The following is a 21,233-nucleotide window of genomic DNA, read 5'->3' as shown; positions in this document are numbered from 1 at the left end:
ATTTTTAAATAAGCAATAATGCTTTATGAAATTTGGTCACGAATAATGAATGGCACATGCTTTTTTAAAGCATAGCTTTTCTTTAAAAACTTAGAATTTAATTTTGTATCAGAAATAGAGATGGCCGCTCCAAGGGCAGAGCCCAGAGAAGCATCTGTAGTTCTTAATTTTTTCTCTCTAAAATAATGAGATAGCAACTTTATATATACATCGTTATCACTAAATCCACCATCTACATAAATTTGTCTAATGTCATCATTCATTACGGCTTCCTTAATACATTTGGTTTGGAGTATTACTAACTCCACCATTAACTGGTGATATGCATGTTCAAACTTATTAAAGGGTATTTTTGTCATTTCGGGCATATCGTCAGTCACGATACTTTCCCATTTGAAATAATTTTGAAAGTCTTTTGTGATTTCAAAGAAGGTGTCATAGTCAAATTTTACCGATTTATGATGGTCCTCATCCACGTTAAAATGTTCAGTTAACTTCTTTATTTGAATCTTATACTCATTGCCCAAAAACAACCGTGTAGCCTTAACGGGCTTCCCATTAATACGCATATAATTTATTTGGTCTTTATAATTAGAATCTGTTGCAATAGGGGTTTTGGCAAAAGGATTAAATACAATGCTCCATGTTCCTGTAGAAACTAAAACAAATCTTTTCTTGATACTTCTTACATAAGGCAATAATGCAGCAGAACTGTCATGTATACCTACACCTATCTTTATGCGTTTGCCATTATAATTCATATTAGTGCTGGTCTCTGTGGAAACGATAGGCGCTAGGATTTGATTAATATTCTCTTTGTATACCCATTCATGGTAATCCCGTTTTTCATAATCCCAAAGTGCAGTATGGCAACCTATACTTGTATATTCGCTTATTGGAATGCCTGTAAAAATATAGCTTAAATATTGCGGCAGATGCAGTGTATATTTGATTTTATTGTAAATCTCTGGTTTCTTATACTTTAGCCAATACAATTGCATTCCGGAATTTAAAAAACTTAAACCTGAACACCCTGTGGTTTTAAGGAACTCATCTTCTGGCCCGTATTTTTCAAAGAATGAAGTTCTTAATTCTTTATCAATTGACTTTAAATAATTATAAAGGGGTGTTAAGGGTTCCCCTTTTTCGTCTAGATGCACAAAACTAGCGCCATAGGTAGAAAAATTTATGGCGATAACATCAAATACTTCTGATTCAATAACACGATAAAACACGTCTTTTAGCCATTTTTGCAATGCACTTAAATCTTCAGTAGGGAAACCTTCCTCGTCTTTTATTTCATCAAAGTGAATGTATTCTTTATGAACGACGTTAAAACCTTTATCAAAAAGAAAAAATTTCTTATTGGTTTTTCCAATATCAAATACAGCTGTAACTTTTTGCCTTTTCTTCATATTCTTAAAGCCCTGTAGCTGTTGTATGTTTTCCTCTTTCTTTAATAAGTTCATTTCTAACATTTAAGTATCTATAAGTATCAATTGGGCTTATTGCGCCACCTATATCAAAACGAGTTTTTTCCACTAAAGGTCTTACATCTGTTCTGTAAGCTTCTTGGAGTATTTCTTGACACTTTACAACATCGTGTTCTTGTTGTGCCACTTTAAGTGCTTTTTGGTCAACCAAAAGTGCCTTTGCGTAGGCTTGTTGTATGGCTTCTATAGATTGTATTAAATCTTCCAGAGGGTCTTTAATATTGTGACTAGCATCTATCATCCACGCTAAATCTGGATTTTGTGGATTGTTTTGCATACCATATACCAATTCGTTAAAAATCAAGAATAAAGCATAAGGTTTAATGCTTCCTACAGTTAAATCGTCATCACCATATTTACTATCATTAAAATGAAAACCACCTAATTTACCTTTTAGCATAAGCATGGAAATAATTTGCTCAATATTGCAATTTGGTAAATGATGCCCTAAATCCACTAAAGTGAATGCTTTATCCCCACATTCATTAGCTAACATAAACGATGTTCCCCAGTCTTGAATTACCGTGCTATAAAAATTGGGTTCGTAAGGTTTATACTCAATTAACAGGCTCCAATCGTTTGGCAATCCTTTGTAGATGTCTTTTAAACTATCTTGAGTATTTTGTAATGCTGTTTGAAAATTATTCTGACCAGGAAAGCAAGACCCATCGGCTAACCACACGGTTAAACTTTTTGAGCCTAATTTATCGCCTATTTTAATTACCTCTAGATTATGAGCAATAGCTTGATCTCTAACAGCTTTGCTTATATTACTAAGTGAACCATATTTATAACTCTCTTTGGCTCCTTCTTGGTCTTGAAAGGTATTAGAATTTACAGAATCGAATTTAATGTTTAACTTCTCTGCTTGCTCTTTAATAGCACTATAATCCGATGGAATATCCCAAGGGATATGTAATGATACCGAACCAGCTGTTTGAGTTAGGCTATGGATAATACCTACATCATCCAATTTTTGCTCAAGGCTAGAAGGTTCTCCGTAGAATGAAAAACGCCCAAAACGTGTGCCGCCAGCCCCTAAAGCCCAACTTGGTATAGCGACTTGAAATTTTGATAATTTTGAAATTATATTGGAAACATCATGGCCTTTTTTCGATAATTGCTCAGAAAGAAAACTAAAATTTTCATTATGAGAGTCGATTGTCTTGGTATTTGCATCCTGTATTTGGTCTTTACTTATTTTCATATTCTTTACTTAAATTGAGCAATAGTTAGTAATAATACTTCCATAAATCATTTAAATTCATGGAAGTACCTTTCAACTAAAATAAACTAAAACTACTTAAATATTTTTATTTTGACTATCGTACAAACGCATTAGCCATTCCGCCATCTACATTTATGATGTTCCCTGTGGTCTTATCCAAAACACCTACCAAAGAGAATACACCGTTAGCAATATCTTCAGGATAGATAATTTCATTTAAAAGGTTGCGTTTTGCATAGTGTGTCGGAAGCTCTTCAACACTAATACCATATGCTTTTGCACGGCCTTCGGCCCAATCGCCCTCCCATATTTTGCTACCTACAATAACGCCATCTGGATTAACAGTATTAACACGTATTTTATCTTTACCCAATTCTGCGGCCAATAATCTAACCATGTGCTGTTGAGAAGCTTTTGCTGTACCATAGGCTACATTGTTTGGTCCAGAAACCAATCCGTTTTTGCTGGCTATAGAAATAAAATCACCACCTAAACCTTGTTTTCTCATAATTTCAACGGATTGCTTTACCAGTTCAAACTGACCTTTTACTAGAATATTTTGAAGGGTATCCCAATCTTTCTCAGTCGTTTCTTCTAAAGGTTTGGAAATAGCTAATCCTGCACTATGTACTACAATATCGACTCCCCCAAATTCCACACATGCCTTTTTGTAGGCATCCGCAATAGATTTATTTTTCGTTACATCACATATAGCATAGGTAGAAATATCACGCTTATAAGTTTTGTTCGCTTCTATCAATCTATCTTCTACAATATCTGTTAATACCACATTTGCCCCTTGCAAAGCTAGTTTATCTGCAATAGCTTTACCAATGCCCCCTCCAGCTCCTGTTACCAAGGCTACTTTTCTTGATAGCGGTAATTCCTTTGGCATACGTTGTAATTTTGCTTCTTCTAAAAGCCAATACTCTATATCAAATGCTTCTTGCCTTGGCAAAGAGGTATAAGATGTTATAGCTTCTGCACCTCGCATCACATTAATAGCATTGATATAAAACTCGTTGGCTACTCTTGCAGTTTGCTTATTTTTAGCAAAACTAAACATACCAACTCCTGGATATATAATTATTACCGGGTTTGGATCGCGCATTGCTGGACTATTATCCCTTTTACAGAGATTATAATAATCTACATATTCTTGACGGTAAGCCTCAAATGCAGGTTCTAACTTATTTAGAATCTCATCAGAATTTGATAAATCTTCATCTTTATCCAATTCCAAAATCAATGGTTGTATTTTAGTTCTTAAGAAATGGTCTGGACATGAAGTTCCCATTGGTGCCAACCTTTTCAAATCATTACTATTGATATATTCCATAACCACGTCTGTATCAGAAAAGTGACCAATCATCCTATTTTCCGATGAGCATAATCCTCGTAGCAATGGCATAATTTGGGACGCTTTTTCAAAACGTTCTTTCTTTGGCAAGCTTGCTATTTTTTGCCCTCCAAACACATTACCATTTTCTTTTATTTTTTCTTCAATATATTCCGAAGCCATTTCAATAACCTCTAAACTGTTCATATAGCATTCATAAGATGTTTGCCCCCAAGTAAACAGACCATGGCTTCCCAATACGATTCCTCTTATCCCTGGGTTTTCTGCTAAACACTTTTCTAGTTGTAAACCTAAATCAAAACCTGGTCTTTGCCAAGGCACCCAACCCATAGTGTCTCCCCAAATTTCTTTAGTAACTTGTTCACTGTTTTCAGCAGCAGCAACTGCAATTAATGCATCTGGGTGTAAATGATCTATGTGTGGAAATGGTAATAAACCGTGAAGCGGTGTATCTATTGAGGGAGCTTTACTATCCAAATCATAGATGCAATGGTTAAAAAGCCCTACCATTCTATCTTCATCTTCTAAACCTCCATAAACGTTTTTAAGGTCTCGTAATCTGTTTGTATATAAACCTGCAATTCCTCTTCTGGTTAGCGTACCAATATCACCTCCTGAACCCTTAACCCACATTACCTCAACATCTTCATTTGTTAATGGGTCTTTCTCTATAGTTTTACAACTAGTGTTTCCTCCTCCATAGTTTGTAATTCTTAAATCAGATCCTAAGATATTAGAACGGTATAAAAATAATTCCACTTGATTGTCACCTATTTCATCTGCTTTTTTTTCATCCCACAGGTAATCAACGTGTTTAAAGTTTGTAACTATATTCTCCATTTTTTTGTATTGTTATAGTTTAATGTTTGTTATTTCAAAAGTAAATTACATGTAGTTCTTTTCTATCCTGTACTGTGCCGTTATTTTAAAAGTAATTCTAAAATTACAATTTAAATACATTGAAAATGAAACAATTACACTCATTAATAAAAATTCCAAACAACACAAAGGCACTTCTTTAATTTAAAAACCACTGAATAGTCCAGTGGTTTTCTAAATCTTAAATAAATTATATGTGCTTTCTAAATTATTATTACAGATTGAATTTTATTTAGAAACGATCATCTTCCCTGAAACGGTATTACCGTCAAGATTCAAAGTGTAGAGATAAAGCCCTGAGGACAGGTTATTAGCATCAAACTTGATAGTATGACTACCTTTGCTTTGAAATTCATCAATCATGAGATTTGACATGCAAACTCCACTGAGATCATAGACCTTTAATGACACTTTACCACCTATGGGCAATGAATACATGAATGTTGTTTCAGTTTCTACAGGATTGGGGTAATTACGAATCTGCATTTCACCTTTTTTCTCCAAATCAAAACTATTGTTACTCAGTGTAGCTAATTGTGATTCAGGTATAAACCTAATCATATCATAAACAAGTCTTTTTCCTGCATATTGGGTATTATTGTATACACCACTAACGATAATAGGATTCGCTGTAGTATGGGTATGTTTTCCATCCAGTCTAAAAAAGCCAGACCACGAGCCTATTGAGTTTCCGCTCACAAAACCGCCTCCTTGATTTGTAGTTTCTCTATTTTGATTGACAACGTCACTAGTTTCAACGCCCATAACCCTGTATTTGGCATTAGTAACATTTATGCCATCTGTATCCAAATAATCCCAAGACACTTCAACATAATAATCTTCCTCTAATAAATCTGAAAAAACGTTAGGGTCTAATTTTGTAGCAAAAGAATTACCATCAGTAACTGTATATTGGTAACCAAGCCCTTGCATTCCCCAATGATGTCCTACACCTTGCTCTCCACTACTTGAAACAGATAAATTTGGGAAAGATTCAAAATTTGACGCCGAACCTAAAGATGTATTATCTACAATGGGATAGTCGGTAAGAAGTACTGCATCACTTTGCATAAACTCTTGCCCTCCAATGACAGGTGCATCTTGAGACATTCTAATTCTTGTACTTGGGGTTATATTAATCTTTTTGTTATCCAAAAGGTACCAACCTGAAAAGGTGTCGTCTTGTCGATTTACATTATCTGCATGCACCCATTGATTTACAGTACCATTATATTTATCTTCCGTATAATCATAAACTCTATATCTGGCCGCATCCGCTCTAAACGAACCATTTTTGTGCCACATAACATAAATGTATTTTGAAGTTCCAGAAAAAGCTCCAAGGTCTTTTTCTGCCCATGCTGTCTCATTAGGTATTGACATGACTGCACCATTATTTAACCACGTTTGCCCAGTTACATTCCAAGGCACTCCTGTATATATCCAACCTGGACCGCTTCCTGTCATTATTGTCATGGTATCATCAGTATCTCTATATGATGGAAGCGCTATCGTTCCAATGCGATCTGCTGTACTCCAAGAAAAATAAATTAAGTATCCTGTTGGTTCCTCACTGAAACCTACTGCTGGGCTTTCATTACAAGTACCTGGATTTTGCATTGGCCACCGTTGGCCAATCTGATCTCTTACCACAACTGCTGATATTAAACAAGAACCTGTTCCTACAGAATATGTAACCTTTGGCAATTTAAAAATACCTGGTGTAGGGTTTTCAGAAGTGTAACATGGTAAATATAATTCATTCGTATCTACAGATAACAAACTTTCAGGTATTCTTATCCAGCCTTGTACGGTGCCATCTGTTACATCTGCTGAAATATTACCCGTAAACGTTAAAGTATTGTCTACTTCAATGGTCAATGGTGTTCCATTACCGCCAGAAGTCCAATCACCTTCACTTAAACCTATTTTAACACTGGAATTATCACTCCAATCGCTAACATCAGTAATCGTAGATGGGTCATACATAGCTAACCAACTATCACGAGTAAGTGTAAAATAAACATTACCATCAGCTCCAATAGATGGAAACTGAGGGTAGTCTATACCTTGCAAAGCATTAGTTGCCAAACCATTAGATAGTCTTATTTTTACCAAAAGCCCTGTATTTCCATGATCTGATTGATCTGCTTCGGTACATAAATATAAAAACTCATCAGCATTGTCTATAGCTAGTCCTCTACTTCTCCATATACCACTACTTAGAACCGTGCTAATCGTTCCATTTGTTGCTCTTTTTTTTACACTACCTGATACCCCAGATTCTGGATTACCATATTCACTAAAGTATAGCGTTCCATCTGATGCGACTGCAACTCCTTCTGCAGGCGATAACAGGTTATCTACCAGTATATCTACAGAACCATTACTTTGGTTCCATCTGCTAATACGAGATGGTGATTCCGTGGCAAAATAGACGTTTCCGCTTGCGTCTGTAGCTATACCTCTTGGTCTGGTAATTCCAGTAACAATATTTGTTTCTGTGCCATTTGACTCAATTCTAGTTATTATTGCTGCGTTACCTACATCACCCAAATCACGTCCAACAAAAAGGTTTCCCGAATCATCAAATGCAGCGGCAAACATTCCTGTTAGCCCTATTCTTTTTATCGCTACTCCTCCATCGGCTCCAACCTGCCTTAACATTTGTCTGTTAAATTCAGTAAAATAAACCGAACCATCAGGAGCTGCGGCACATCCAAATGAGTAGTGCACTGGTGTAATCAACCTCATTCCTCTTGGAACATCAATTAATGGTTGACTTTGTGCTAAAAAAAAATAAAAAAAACTAATGTAAAAAAAATAAAAAGTTTTCTTTTTCATATATCAACATTTAATTTACTATTAGCTTGTTTGTAGTTGCTTTTCCGTTAAATTTTAGTACACAATAGTATACTCCAGTAACTAGGTTTTGGTTTTTGTAGTTTATTGTATGAGACCCTTTTGCCTGAGTCTCGTTCAAAATTTCTGAAACGGAAACACCAATACTATTATAAATTCTTATTGAAACTTTTCCACTATTAGGTAATGAATAGGAAAAAGTTGTTTCATTATTAAATGGATTTGGATAATTTCTTAGGCCAACATCACCTTTTTTCTCAAAATTAAAATTATCGGTACTAAGTGTACCTAATTGCGATACCGGAACAAATCTTATCATGTCATATAAAAGCCTCTTGGTTCCTTGTAGAGCACTATTATACGTACTGCTAACATTAACGGGGCTAACAGTGGTATGAGCATGTTGTCCAGCCAAACTATAAAATCCAGACCAACTTCCGTAGGAGTTTCCTGAAACAAAACTACCGCCTTGATTTGACGCTTCTCTGTTCTGATTAACAGTATCACTTGTTTCAACACTATTAACGCTGTATTTGGCATTGGTAACATTTATATCATCAGTATTCAAATAATCCCAAGAAACTTGCACAACATAATCTTCTTCCAATAAATCAGTGAATACGCTAGGCGATAACGTAGTTGTAAATGAATTTCCATTAGTAACCGTATATTGATAGCCCAAACCTTGCATGCCCCAATGATGTCCTACGCCTTGTTCTCCATCACTATCTCCCGATAAAGAAGGAAATACTTCAAAGTTTGAAGTAGCTCCCAAGGAAGTATTATCAATAATTGGAAAATCAGATAATAATATGGCATCGTTTTGCATAAACTCTTGCCCACCAATTACAGGAGCATCTTGAGACACTCTAAGTTTTGTACTTGCAGTGATATTAATCTTTTTATTATCTAGAAGCAACCAACCAGAAAAGGTATCATCTTGACGGCTTATACCGTCTGCATGCGCCCATTGATTTGCAGTACCACTGTAAATGTCGCCAGAACCATCATAAACTCTATATCTAGCAGCATCTGCTCTAAACCCACCATTTTTATGCCACATAACATAAACGTATTTTGAGGTTCCTGCAAAATCACTTAAATCTCTTTCAGCCCATGCTGTATCGCTTGGAGGGTTCATAACTTGACCGCTATTTAACCATGTTTGCGAAGCCCCGCCCCATGCACCATTGAAAGTCCATCCATCTCCGCTTCCTATTAAAATAGCAATTGTACCATTGGCATCTGAATAGGCTGGTTGACCTTGCAGAAAGGCAAAAGGGAGAATAATAAATGTAAAAAGTAAAAGATGTTTCATACGTATAAATATTTTAGTTAGTAAAATTCTTGTTAAACAAAAGACAGTTTTAGGATAATTATTACATCTACTTAAAAGTATCGTTGTTCAGGTATAAAACTATGGCTTGTCTTTCTGAATTCTATCCTGCACTGTACTGCTTAAGTTTTGAGAACGTTATTTTTTTTGTTTTCTTTACAAAGCACTTTTTTAACAAACAATGAGCACATTACAGGAAATATCTATTGATGAAAATTCGCGAATTCCCAAATACAAACAAATTGTAGATTCAGTAATCTATAATATTGCTAATGGTAATTTTTCTATGGATCAAAAAATGCCATCCATAAATGAGTTAAGTGAAGAATTCTATTTATCAAGAGATACAGTAGAAAAAGCATATAACATTCTAAAAGAACGAAAAATTATAGTTTCCATAAGAGGAAAAGGCTACTATGTATCACGAACAAAACTACTCTCTAAAACCAATATTCTTTTTTTGGTTAATAAGTTAAGTTCTTACAAGCTATCAACGTATAACGCCTTCATAAATGCTATTGGAGCAACTGCGCACACAGATTTGCATGTCTATCATTGTGATGAATCACTTTTTCTAAATTTGATGGAAAAAAATAAATCTGCGTATGATTTTTATGTAATAATGCCACACTTTAAGACCGAAGATTTAAGACACGTAAGTTTTACAGATGCTGTTATAAATTCGATAAAAAAAATCCCAAAACAAAAATTAGTTATACTAGACAATATCAAATTTAAAATTGAAGGAAAAATTGTTGAAATTTTTCAAGATTTTGAGAATGATATATACAATGCGCTAAAAGAAGGGTTCCAAAAAATATCAAAGTATAAAAGAATAATTTTAATTTATCCGAATAAAGCTGTTTACCCATATCCTAGAAGAATTTTACATGGCTTTAGGAAATTTTGTGTAGAAAAATCCATAAACTTTGAAATACTTGATGAAGTATATGATGATATGATTCTAAAAAGAGGAGATCTATTTATAACAATTGAAGAGCCAGATCTTGTAAACCTTGTTAAACAAATTAGGGATGAGGAATTTATTTTAGGACAAGACATAGGGATTATTTCTTATAATGAAACACCTTTAAAAGATTTATTAGGCATTACAGTTATTTCTACCGACTTTAAAACAATGGGAGAAACTGCAGCAAAAATGATTATGAATAAAGAAAAGGGTAAATTCAAAGTCCCATTTCATTTTATAGATAGAACTTCTTTATAAAAAACTATTATAGGCTAAATAAACACTAACAAAAAATCTCTATTTTATTGTTTTTGAAATTACCCTATAACCGTAAACTTTTTCAATGCAATTAAATTCTTGCTAATTTAATTGAAAAGAACAACCATCTATATACCTTTTTTCTTTTTTACAGCATTGTGCAGGATACTTTATAGATCATTACCCTATAAATTTGAAGCAACCTTAATATTAAGGTGTAAAACAACTTAAACTAAATTTTATGAAAATTATTGGTAAATTTAAAGAGAAGAAAAGCCATATTCTCTTTTATTTTCTATTCTTATTAAGCTTTATTGCATCTGCACAAAATACAATATCTGGAACAGTAAAAAGTAAAGGGTTACCACTACCTGGAACCTCAATCATAGTGAAAGGCACAAATGCTGGTACCGTTTCAGATTTTGACGGTAATTATGAAATTAAAGCAAATTCTGATGATATTCTGGTAATTTCTTTTTTAGGGTATAAAACAATTGAAGAAAATATTAATGGAAGACGTGAGATTAACTTTAATCTTGAGCAAAGTCAAGAGGAACTATCAGAGGTAGTATTAGTTGGTTATGGTACTGTTAAAAAAAGTGATTTTACTGGATCTTCTTCAAAAGTCACTAGTTCTGAGTTGCAGGAATTCCCTACTACAAACCTTGAAAACGCCATACAAGGACGTATGGCAGGGGTAAATATAACCAGCACGTCATCAGAACCAGGTGGAGGTATTAACATTCAAGTTAGAGGAGCTACCTCATTATCAGGAGGAAACCAACCGCTTTATGTAATTGATGGCGTACCTCAATTTAATGATGCTTCGCGTTCGGCTGAAGAGATAAATGGATTTGCTCCAACGAACGCATTGGCTTCCTTGAACCCTAACGACATAGAGTCTGTTGAAGTTTTAAAAGACGCTTCCTCAGCTGCAATATATGGTTCAAGAGGTGCTAATGGCGTAATCATTATCAAAACAAAAAAAGGAAAAGCAGGAGAAAGCAATATTACTTTCAATACATTTACTACGTTTGCCGAAAGACCAAAATCTATACCACTTGCAACTGCAAGAGAGTTTGCAACACATATAAATTTAGCTAACACTAATCTTGGTGGAGAACCTTATTATAATGGTGATGAAAGGTTTACCGTTGATGGCTTACAAAGTGTTGTCTTTCCTAGCCCAGAGGAGTTAGGTGAAGGTACAGATTGGCAAAGAGAAATTTTCAGGCCCGCTGTTACTTCCAATTATCAGTTAACTGCAAGTGGCGGTAATAGTTCAGTAAGGTATTTAATATCAGGAAATTATTTAACAGACGAAGGTGTCGTTAAATTTTCAAAATACAGAAAAGGGGCATTTAGATTAAATCTAGATGCTAACTTGAATAAAAGATTCAAAGCAGTTGTTAACCTTAACTATTCAGCAGATTTAAATGATAGGGCGGAAAGTACAAATCAGAGCACAACACCTGGAGGTCTATCTCCCAGTGGTTCTATTCTAAAATCATTAATAACAAGTCCAGCACTATCTACGGATAATCAACTTTATCAAGTCTTTCTTCTTCTTCCTGACAGAGGTTCATCCTCAGGATTATTAAACCCACTATTAGATTTAGAGAATACTATTAACCAAAGGCGTTATAATATTTTTCAGGGTAGTATGGATTTGATTTACAAATTTAATGACAACTTAAACTTTACAGTAAGAACAGCATACAACAGAACATTTAGTGCCAATGATAGTTATTGGAATAACTTAACGGCTTTTGGTTTTGATGCTAGACAAAGAACATTTCAAAGTGATTGGAGAACAAATTCATACATCAATGAAAACTTCCTTACGTATAATAAAAACACAGAAGATTTCAATGTAAACGTAGTTGTTGGTAATACATTTCAAAAGGAAAACGCCAGAGGCGCAGTACTTAATGCTGAAAATTTAAGTATTCCAACAGATAATGGTCTTTACCTCATTCCTCTGTACCAAAATATTTCTATACCTCAAAGAAATTTTGTTGAATCTACTTTAATTTCAGGATTTGCAAGAGGCTCATTTAGCTACAAGGGTAGATATTTATTGACATTAACAGGTAGAGCAGATGCTTCTAGTAAGTTTGCTGAAAATAAAAAATGGGCGTTCTTCCCTTCTGTTGGTTTGGGTTGGACATTTTCAAGTGAATCATTTTTTGAGAAATTACGTAAGGTAGTTTCAACTGGAAAATTCAGGTTTAGTTACGGAACAAGTGGAAATCAAGCGATAAGCCCATTTCAATCTTTATCTACCCTAGCCCCTTTAAACTTCGGGTTTAGAAATGGTCAAGCAACTGGTATTGTTACTAACACTTCCGAAAATAAGGATTTAACTTGGGAAACAACAACACAGATAGATTATGGGCTAGATCTGTCATTCTTAAGTAACAGATTTAATCTTACTATGGATCTATACGAAAAAGAAACCGAGGATTTATTACAAGCTAAAGACATTCCTTCTGAATCTGGATTCAATTCTATCCTGTCAAATTTTGGTACAATTAAAAATACAGGTTTTGAAATTTCTTTGTCTGGTAAAATTATAAACAAAGATAACTTTGGGTGGGATTTTGCATTTAACTATGCCAGAAATGAAAATGAAATAGTAGATTTAGGTGAGGGCGTAGAATTTTATAATGCACAAAATGGTCAAGCAGATTACACACATAGACTAAGAGTTGGTGGACAGTTAGGAGATTTTTGGGGCTATGAAACAGATGGTCTATTAACTGCTGAGGATATAACAAATGGAGCACCAACTTTTGGAGGGTCAACATTTGAGGGAGACTTAAAATTTAAGGATACCGATGGAGATGGAGCCATTACTGATGATGACAAAGTCCTTCTTGGAAATGCGTTTCCTGAGTTTACAATAGGTATTTCCAATAATTTTAGATTCAAAAATTGGGAACTAAATTCATTATTAGTAGGAAATTTTGGAAATGAAATTTTAAATCAAAATTTATTGTATGGTACTTATGGATCATTCTTCGGAGTGCCTACTCAAGAATACTTAAGTGATTTTTGGACACCAGAAAACACAGATGCTTTTTATCCTCGTCCTTCAGCAGGAGCTGTTAACAATGTCACTTCAGATAGGTTAATTGAGGATGGATCTTTCCTAAGGATTAAAACATTATCGCTTATATATAATTATAAACTACCTAATTCCAAAACTAAGTTTAGATTTAGTTTAACGGCGCAAAACCTGTATACATTTAGCAATTATAGCGGATATGACCCTGAGGTTAGTGGTTACGGACAAAGCGTTCTTACTCCTGGTATTGATGTAGGTAGTTATCCACGAACCAGATTGTGGACTATTGGAGCTGAAGTACAATTTTAAAAAACAAAAACTATGAAGAATATAATTTATTTAACCCTAACTTTATTCTTATTTTGTCTTACTTCATGTGAAGACGAATTAAATGAAGTACCACTTACAACAATCTCTCCTAACAATTTTTATCAATCACAATCTGATTTAGAACTTGCAACTTTAGGAGCTATAGGATTACATAGTAGTTTAGATTTGTATTCCTGGGGTATACACTATGCCCAAACATGGCCTGCAGGTGATTACAAAAGAGGGCCTGGTGACCCTTGGGAGAACCTATCATTCGAATCTAATTGGTTTTTTTCTTCTCTGTTATGGGACGCCAACTATAAACTAATTAATAACGTAAACTTGGCTTTAGATAGGATTGATGGTATTGAATTTGAAAGCGAAGAGAAAAAAGATGCACTAAAGGGAGAGCTTTTATTTCTAAGGGCTGTATCTTATTTTGATTTGGTAAGATTGTTTGGTAAAGTACCATTACATTTAAGCCCAACAGTTGATTTGGCTGGCTCTTCTTTGCCAGAATCTGAAATTGCCGAAGTTTACGAAGCCATTGTAGATGATTTAAAAATGGCTGAAACTATATTAGGATTAGAGAATCCCTATGGAAATGGCTATGCAACAAAAGGTTCAGCCACTGGTCTTTTGGCTAAGATATATATTTTTATGGCTGGTCATCCGCTTAAAGACACCTCTAAATGGGCATTAGCCTTAGAGCAAGTGAAGAAAATTGTAGATTCAAATAACCCTTCTATTTCCGCTTCACCATATAATTATTCTTTAGAGCCAGACTTTCAAAATTTATTTTATTTAGTTGTTTCTCCTGCTTTTTCTGGTTCTGGAGGTACAGGAAGTGTAACTATAGGTCAACCAGCTAACGAGAACGGTCCGGAAGCTGTATACGAAATTAATTTTGACCAAACTCCTGGGCTTATTTCATCTGCATTTCCAACATCAGTTAGTGGGCTGCTTATTAACGACTGGTTGAGAACCTATTTTGAAGATGATGACTATAGAAAACAAGTAACAATGGTTACTACCAATACAGATCCACTTGGTTCCTTGTTTCTTGAAAAAAAATTCCAAAGTACCGGTAGTACTTGGAATGACAATTCAAATAACTGGACCTATTTAAGGTTTGCTAATCTAATATTATATCTTGCTGAAGCTGAAAATGAGGTCAACGGCCCTACTCAAATAGCTTTCGATGCTCTTAATGCTGTTCGAGAAAGAGCAAGAAAAGGAAAGAATGGTGAGCCAGAAAGAGCTACTCCAGCAGATTATACAACTACAGATGCCAGCACAAAAGAAGAATTTAGGCAATTGTTGTACAGAGAGCGTGTTTTAGAATTTGCATGTGAAGGAGAAAATTGGTTTGACTGGATAAGAACTGAAAGATTGGAAGAAATGATTAATTTTCAAGGGAGACCTCAGTATTACAAACCAAGACTGGAATTCTTTCCAAAACCACAAGCCCAAATTACTCTAGGCAACGGAAATTTAACTCAAAATACAGGTTATTAATCTAAAATTTATAAACATGGGTATTGCAAATCAATGCATACCCATGCTTTTAATTTTTCAATCAATTAATATTGGCAATAGTCACTATCAAATAGAACGTTAATGAAATACAAAAGTCTTTATATAATTGTAGTTGTAATATTACTATGCAACACAATAGTGGCACAAGTAAAAGATAGTTTCTCTGCTCTTCCTGCAAATTCTGTTCATTTTGAGCATGTTTTCGAAGAGGCTATTCAAAGGTCTATAGATAAATGGATTAAAGAAAGTGTACCTTATCCAGCTCTTGTAAATAAATTTCGTGACGGAAGAGATTTCTTTGCGCAGGGTGAAATGTGGGGTAAAGCAGTAAGGTCTGGATGCATGTTTTACAGGTATACTCAAGACCCTAAACTAAAGGATATTCTTGATAAAACTGTAAAAGATATGATGAGTGCTTCTAGATCTAATGGAAGCATTAGTTGTTCAACTGTTGAAAATCAACCAGACGGCCCTGGAGGCGATCTTTGGGAGCGTAAATATGTTTTATTGGCAATGCACCAATATTACACCAATGTAGAAGAAGATCCAGCAGTTTTAAATTCTATGATTGCTCAATTGGATTGTATTGTTAATCAAATAGGTTTACCTCCAAAAACAAGTATATTAGATTTGGGGTGGAGTCCTAATCATATTGAATCTAGTACATTACTTGAGCCTACAATGCGCCTCTACAACATTACAAAAGATAGAAAGTATTTAGATTTTGCAACTTATATTGTGAATGAAGGTGGAGCCAAAGGCCATAACATTATTGAAGGAGCATTAAACAATATTGATCCATATAAAATTGGCGGAGTCTATCCAAAAGCCTATGAAATGATGTCTTTATTTGAAGGGCTTGTGGAGTACTATAGAGTTACTAAGGAAGAAAAGTGGAAAAAAGCCACTTTAAACCTTTTTCACAATATTATTGAAAAGGAAATTACACTTATTGGAAATGGTGGTGGCGATCAGCCCTATCATCCAAAAGTTTTGGGTGAAGCATGGGATAATACAGCAGTTGAGCAAACAAATCCCGATATGGAAAGGATGATGGAGACTTGTGTTGGTGTAACCTGGCTAAAATTATGTTCTCAATTATTAAGACTTACAGGCGCCCCATTAACAGTAGATATGATTGAAAAATATGCTTACAACGGTCTATTAGGAGCAATGAAACCAGAAGGAGATGGTTTTAGCTATGTAAATTTACTTAATGGTGTAAAAACCAACAAAAAAGGTTGGGGTGGTATAGTAGATGGTACTTACATGACATGTTGTAACTTAAATGGCCCTATGGGTTTGACATACTTACCTTATGTTGCAGTAATGAAATCAGATTCTGGACCAGTTATAAATTTATATGAAAAAGGTCAAGCTTCTGTTGCTATTTCTGAAAAGCATACAGTTGATTTTACAATCGAAACAGATTATCCTAAATCTGGAAATATTACAATTAAAGTTTCACAAAAGGGTGATACTTCTTTTAATTTGAAGTTACGCATTCCTAAATGGAGTACAGTTACCAGTTTAAAAGTTAATGGAAAAACGTATCCAGCAAGTGCTGGTACTTATGCTGAGATTAATAGAACTTGGTCAAATGGAGATTCAATAGAATTAGAATTAGATATGAGATGTCGAATCATTGATGCACCAAAAGGTAGTAATAGAAAAGGAGATCATTTTAAAGCTTTAGAAAGAGGACCAATTGTGCTAACAAGAGATGAAAATATGGATGAAAACTATAACCATCCTGAGCATATTATTTCACAAAATGGATATGTAAAAGTAAAGGAAGTTCAACCTATTCATAAACATATAAAACTACAATTCAAAGTTCCTGTAGAAAATGGTTATATAGATATGATAGATTATGCATCCGCTAACAGTTGGACAGGAAAAAAGGTTTTTACCTGGATACCTTATGAACCAAAATAAAAACGAATTTATACAATAGCATTAAGGCAAACAATATGAAAATTACAATATACACATTAGTCCTTTCATTAATAATAGTGTCCTGCAACACAAAAAATAACACACCAAAATCATTTTTGAGTCAAGATGTTGAATACAAAGTTGGGCTTTTGGGAGCTCCATCTTATCCTGATGTTGAGTGGACTGATGAAAACATGGAAATTATGAAAAATCTTGGCTTTAACACCATGCAATTAAATATTGCTTGGGGTTACAGACCAGGAGGTAATCCATTAAACTTAGAAGATGTTTTAGAATTGCCTGAACAATTCAAACTTCCAATAGACATTGATAGTACTTTGAACAAAAACGTTGGATCTAGTAAAACCTTTATACGAACATCAGATAAAATTTCAGCTCGTGCAAAAGAATTAACTCATAGAATCGAGATGTGTAAAAAACATGGATTTAGGAGTATATTTCATTTTGGTGCGCCCTTTGTAGCTTACCCAGCAAATGAGCCCTTATCACAATGTATTTCAAGTGAACACACAATTAATAGGTACACAACTTTAATAAAAAACTTTCATAAAGAATTTTCTGGAGTAGATGATTTATTAATTTATACGTACGATCAAAATGCTTGGTTATGTAGTGAATATGGCCCATGTGAAAGATGCCATGGCGTACCATTGGATGAGAGGGTTTCAAAATTCGTAAATACATTGGCAAAAACGTGGAAGTCCTTAAATAACGATGGTCGATTATGGTGGGAGCCTTGGGAAATTTCAGCAGGACAAACGTTTAGTACAGTAGAAAAGTTAGATTCGGAATCAGTTGGCCTGTCTTTACACTCAAGTATTGCTGAAGTTCAAATTGCTATACCCGCAGACAGGTGGTTTAGAAATTTAGTAAATCTCGCAAATGAAAATAATTTACCTGTATTAGGCGAAGTTTGGATGGGTGGAGCAACCGAAGAAGTTGAACCTTATATAAATATTCCAACGCCTTTGGCTACATTAAAAGCTATAAGAGCTGTAAATAACTCCGGGAAATTAAAAGGAATAAAAGAATACTACGGCAACATACCGAATAGAGAAGACCCAAACTTACGAATGACATCCATATTTTTTTCAAACCCCGATATTTCGAATGAGGATGCTTTGAAAAAGTTAGTAAAACCTTATGGAGCCATTTCAAATAAAGTTTCTGAATATTGGGAATTATCATCTGAAGCAATTGAGCTTTACCCTTGGGACATTTCCTGGAATTCAAGGGAAATAGGCAGAATTGACCCTATACACCTAATGTCTGCGGCCACTCTAAAAGGAGTTAGCTGGGAAACCCCGTCTTGGCAGTCTAACCGTAGAGCTGGATTTATGAGGACTAGTGAAACTGAAGACCCTCATTTCTGGATGTTGGAAGATGCACAACTTCGTTTTCAAAAAAGTGCTGAAAAAATTGATAAAGCACTAACGATTGCCAATGAAATAAAGGACAACGTTCCAAATGAATTTAAGGACAGCTTTAATGCTGGCATAAGTGAATTAACAAGTTTACACAAAGCTTTACTATCATATACTTATCACATAAGAGAAACAAATTTATCAGCTTTAATGAGAAGTTCATTAGAGCAAACTGGAAAAGTTAAAGACGCAAATTTAAACGAATTAAAATCCTTACTCCAAAAGGATATTGAAAATCAAGGCACTTCAGAATTTGTAGGGCCTGCATTAGAGCTTCTAGAATCCGATATAAATCAATTTCTAGGAACATACTTTCAACCTGGGCCATTTACTGGAAAAAGACAAGTTTGGAGTGTTACTTCTAAGTAAGTGCGCTTAGAAATAAATACGTCATTAAAATCAAAAAACAATGGTCAGAAAAGCATTTAAAATGAAAGTTTTTCCAGATAAGACGGAAGAATACATCAAGAGGCATACCCCTATTTGGAAAGAATTAGAAGTAGTTTTAAAAGCGCATGGCGTAAGTAATTATAATATTTTTCTTGAAGAAGAAACTAGTTTTTTGTTCGCTTTTGCAGAAGTCGCATCAGAGGAAAAATGGAGTGAAATTGCCAATACAGATGTTTGTAAAAAATGGTGGAAGTATATGTCTGATTTAATGGAAACCAACGATGATAATAGCCCTGTTTCAATAGAACTCAAGCAAGTTTTTTATTTACCATAATCTACCTTTTAAAAGCTATTTTGAAAATTGAGCTTAGTTTAAGGATTATTAACTCTAATTATAAAATTTAAAACATATTCACAGTGAAAAAATTTATTAGTGTAACATTATGTTTAATGTTATGCGCTACAGTAAACGCACAAAAAAAATTAAATCATTCAAACAAAGAAAGAGGTGGATATGAAATTTTCGTAGGCTTAGTTGGTAACCCCATGGTTATTGAAGATATAAAATGGGATGATGAACAAATGGAAGATCTCAAAGAATTGGGTGTAAATATGGTGCAATTGAGTTTGGCTTGGGGAGGTAAGCCAGGTGGGGAAGTTATAAATATTGAAGATTTAGACGAAGACTCTACCCAAATGGATAAGTGGAAATTTCGTGTAAAACAATGTGTAAAACACGGCATGAAACCTCTTGCCCATTTTGGAATACCACGTATGTTAAATATGGCAACCTACAAACCTGCTTGTATTACGAACAAAGTTGTAATTGCCAAATATGATGGGCTTATCAGGAAATTTATGAAAAACTTTCCTGAAGTCAATGACATTTTAGTATATACCTACGATCAACAAGCTTGGTTATGTAGTGAATTTGGTCCATGTCCCCGTTGTACCGGAATTCCGCTTCATGACAGGTTACCTGGTTTCTTAAACATGATTAATACGGCTATGAAAGAATCCCGTTCTAAAGACACCAAAACAACTCTTTGGTGGAAACCTTGGGAAATTTCAAAAGGGCAAACCATTAATATCATGAAACGATTAAACCATGAAAATTTTGGATTAATGCTAAACTCTTCTACTAGTAATGAAGTGTATCCGTTCAATGACGGGTCTTTTAGCTCTGATTTGGGTTTGAGACGTTTGGTACAATATGCCTATGAAAATAACATCCCAGTTGTTGGTGAGTTTGACCATACCCTATATAAACCTCTATATCAAATTGATGATTATTTCCCACGCTTAATTTACGAACAAATGAAAGGCTGGAAGGATATGAAAGGCGTAGTTGGAATTAAAGAATATTATGGTTTTGCGCCCTCTACATATTCTGTAAATTTTGCTATGCTTGAGGCTTGGTTAAAAAATCCAGATGCATCTGTTGATACTTTGCTAAAGCAAATTGCTAAACCTTATGGTAAAAAAAGTTCAGAATATATGATAGAAGCTTGGGATTATATAGCTCAAGGAGTGGTAGCTTATCCTTGGGATGTAACCTATCTTATTGGTCCATTAGGACTTCAACGAGGAGGCGGAGTTTCCCATCCTTGGAATTATGTAAAAATTATGAACGGCACCTGGGATACCCCGATATGGGAAGCCAATCGTAGAGCAAACTTTATGATGACAGATACTAAAGTTGCCCATCCTTGGATATTTGAAGATGCCGGTCTACGATTAGAAGACGCAGCAGAATTGAACTTTAAGGCTGTTAAAACTTTTGATAAGGCCATTGTCCAAAACGAAGGAATGACTCAAGAAATAAAAAAACAAAGAGATTTTATTGAAGTTACGGCAAAAGCTTTAAAAGCTAAAGGCTTGCATTTTGCACTTACTATTGCATCACAAAATGCAAGAACTGTTAGTGCTGATAAAGAGCAATTCGAGAAAGTTTGTAAACGTATAAAGTTTTTATTGCAAGAAGATATAAATAATGGGTTTACTGAAGCTAAGGAAAAATTGAGGCAGTTTGAGCAAAATCCATCTAAATGGCTTAATGAAAATTTTGCAACACATACTTGGCAATCTTTTGCTGAGCCTAACTGGAGTAAATGGATAACTCCCGAATAAAGTACTAAGCAAATAATCTTTTAAAG

12 protein-coding genes are annotated in these 21,233 nt (G+C 34.5%); 7 read left to right on the top strand and 5 right to left on the bottom strand.

Annotated features, from left to right (window positions below; all coding sequences use genetic code 11):
- Positions 1-23: 23 nt before the first annotated feature.
- The 5 genes from Q4Q39_RS14040 to Q4Q39_RS14020 all read right to left on the bottom strand — a co-directional run bounded on the left by Q4Q39_RS14040 (position 24) and on the right by Q4Q39_RS14020 (position 9,140).
- Positions 24-1,415, bottom strand: coding sequence for an FGGY-family carbohydrate kinase (locus Q4Q39_RS14040; protein WP_303283175.1), 1,392 nt, complete (start codon positions 1,413-1,415; stop codon positions 24-26).
- A gap of 4 nt (positions 1,416-1,419) precedes the next feature.
- Complete coding sequence (locus tag Q4Q39_RS14035) at positions 1,420-2,700, bottom strand: sugar isomerase (RefSeq protein WP_303283142.1); 1,281 nt, start codon at positions 2,698-2,700, stop codon at positions 1,420-1,422.
- 115 nt (positions 2,701-2,815) lie between these two features.
- Positions 2,816-4,921, bottom strand: coding sequence for a bifunctional aldolase/short-chain dehydrogenase (locus tag Q4Q39_RS14030; protein WP_303283141.1), 2,106 nt, complete (start codon positions 4,919-4,921; stop codon positions 2,816-2,818).
- A 267-nt stretch (positions 4,922-5,188) separates the two neighbouring features.
- On the bottom strand, positions 5,189-7,804 hold the full coding sequence (locus tag Q4Q39_RS14025; protein ID WP_303283140.1) for a T9SS type A sorting domain-containing protein: 2,616 nt from the start codon (positions 7,802-7,804) through the stop codon (positions 5,189-5,191).
- A gap of 10 nt (positions 7,805-7,814) precedes the next feature.
- On the bottom strand, positions 7,815-9,140 hold the full coding sequence (locus tag Q4Q39_RS14020) for a T9SS type A sorting domain-containing protein (RefSeq protein ID WP_303283139.1): 1,326 nt from the start codon (positions 9,138-9,140) through the stop codon (positions 7,815-7,817).
- A gap of 199 nt (positions 9,141-9,339) precedes the next feature.
- Between Q4Q39_RS14020 and Q4Q39_RS14015 the strand changes: the two genes are divergently transcribed.
- From Q4Q39_RS14015 to Q4Q39_RS13985, 7 genes are all read left to right on the top strand, one after another.
- On the top strand, positions 9,340-10,386 hold the full coding sequence (locus Q4Q39_RS14015) for a GntR family transcriptional regulator (protein ID WP_303283138.1): 1,047 nt from the start codon (positions 9,340-9,342) through the stop codon (positions 10,384-10,386).
- Positions 10,387-10,627: 241 nt separating this feature from the next.
- Positions 10,628-13,765: a SusC/RagA family TonB-linked outer membrane protein gene (locus Q4Q39_RS14010; protein WP_303283137.1), complete on the top strand. Its 3,138-nt coding sequence runs from the start codon at positions 10,628-10,630 to the stop codon at positions 13,763-13,765.
- A gap of 12 nt (positions 13,766-13,777) precedes the next feature.
- The gene (locus Q4Q39_RS14005; protein WP_303283136.1) at positions 13,778-15,283 is read left to right on the top strand and encodes a RagB/SusD family nutrient uptake outer membrane protein; all 1,506 of its coding nucleotides are present in this window, start codon (positions 13,778-13,780) and stop codon (positions 15,281-15,283) included.
- Positions 15,284-15,385: 102 nt separating this feature from the next.
- A complete protein-coding gene (locus Q4Q39_RS14000; RefSeq protein ID WP_303283135.1) occupies positions 15,386-17,242 on the top strand; it encodes a beta-L-arabinofuranosidase domain-containing protein in 1,857 nt (618 codons plus the stop codon).
- 35 nt (positions 17,243-17,277) lie between these two features.
- On the top strand, positions 17,278-19,056 hold the full coding sequence (locus Q4Q39_RS13995; protein ID WP_303283134.1) for a hypothetical protein: 1,779 nt from the start codon (positions 17,278-17,280) through the stop codon (positions 19,054-19,056).
- Between the two features lie 40 nt (positions 19,057-19,096).
- The gene (rhaM, locus tag Q4Q39_RS13990; RefSeq protein ID WP_303283133.1) at positions 19,097-19,411 is read left to right on the top strand and encodes an L-rhamnose mutarotase; all 315 of its coding nucleotides are present in this window, start codon (positions 19,097-19,099) and stop codon (positions 19,409-19,411) included.
- 83 nt (positions 19,412-19,494) lie between these two features.
- The gene (locus tag Q4Q39_RS13985; protein ID WP_303283132.1) at positions 19,495-21,207 is read left to right on the top strand and encodes a hypothetical protein; all 1,713 of its coding nucleotides are present in this window, start codon (positions 19,495-19,497) and stop codon (positions 21,205-21,207) included.
- The last annotated feature ends 26 nt before the right edge of the window (positions 21,208-21,233 follow it).

The sequence above is a fragment of the Flavivirga amylovorans genome (assembly GCF_030540875.1).
Taxonomy (GTDB): domain Bacteria; phylum Bacteroidota; class Bacteroidia; order Flavobacteriales; family Flavobacteriaceae; genus Flavivirga; species Flavivirga amylovorans.
The sequence above is the reverse complement of the archived record's forward strand: the minus strand, read 5'-3'. Positions and strand labels throughout refer to the sequence as shown.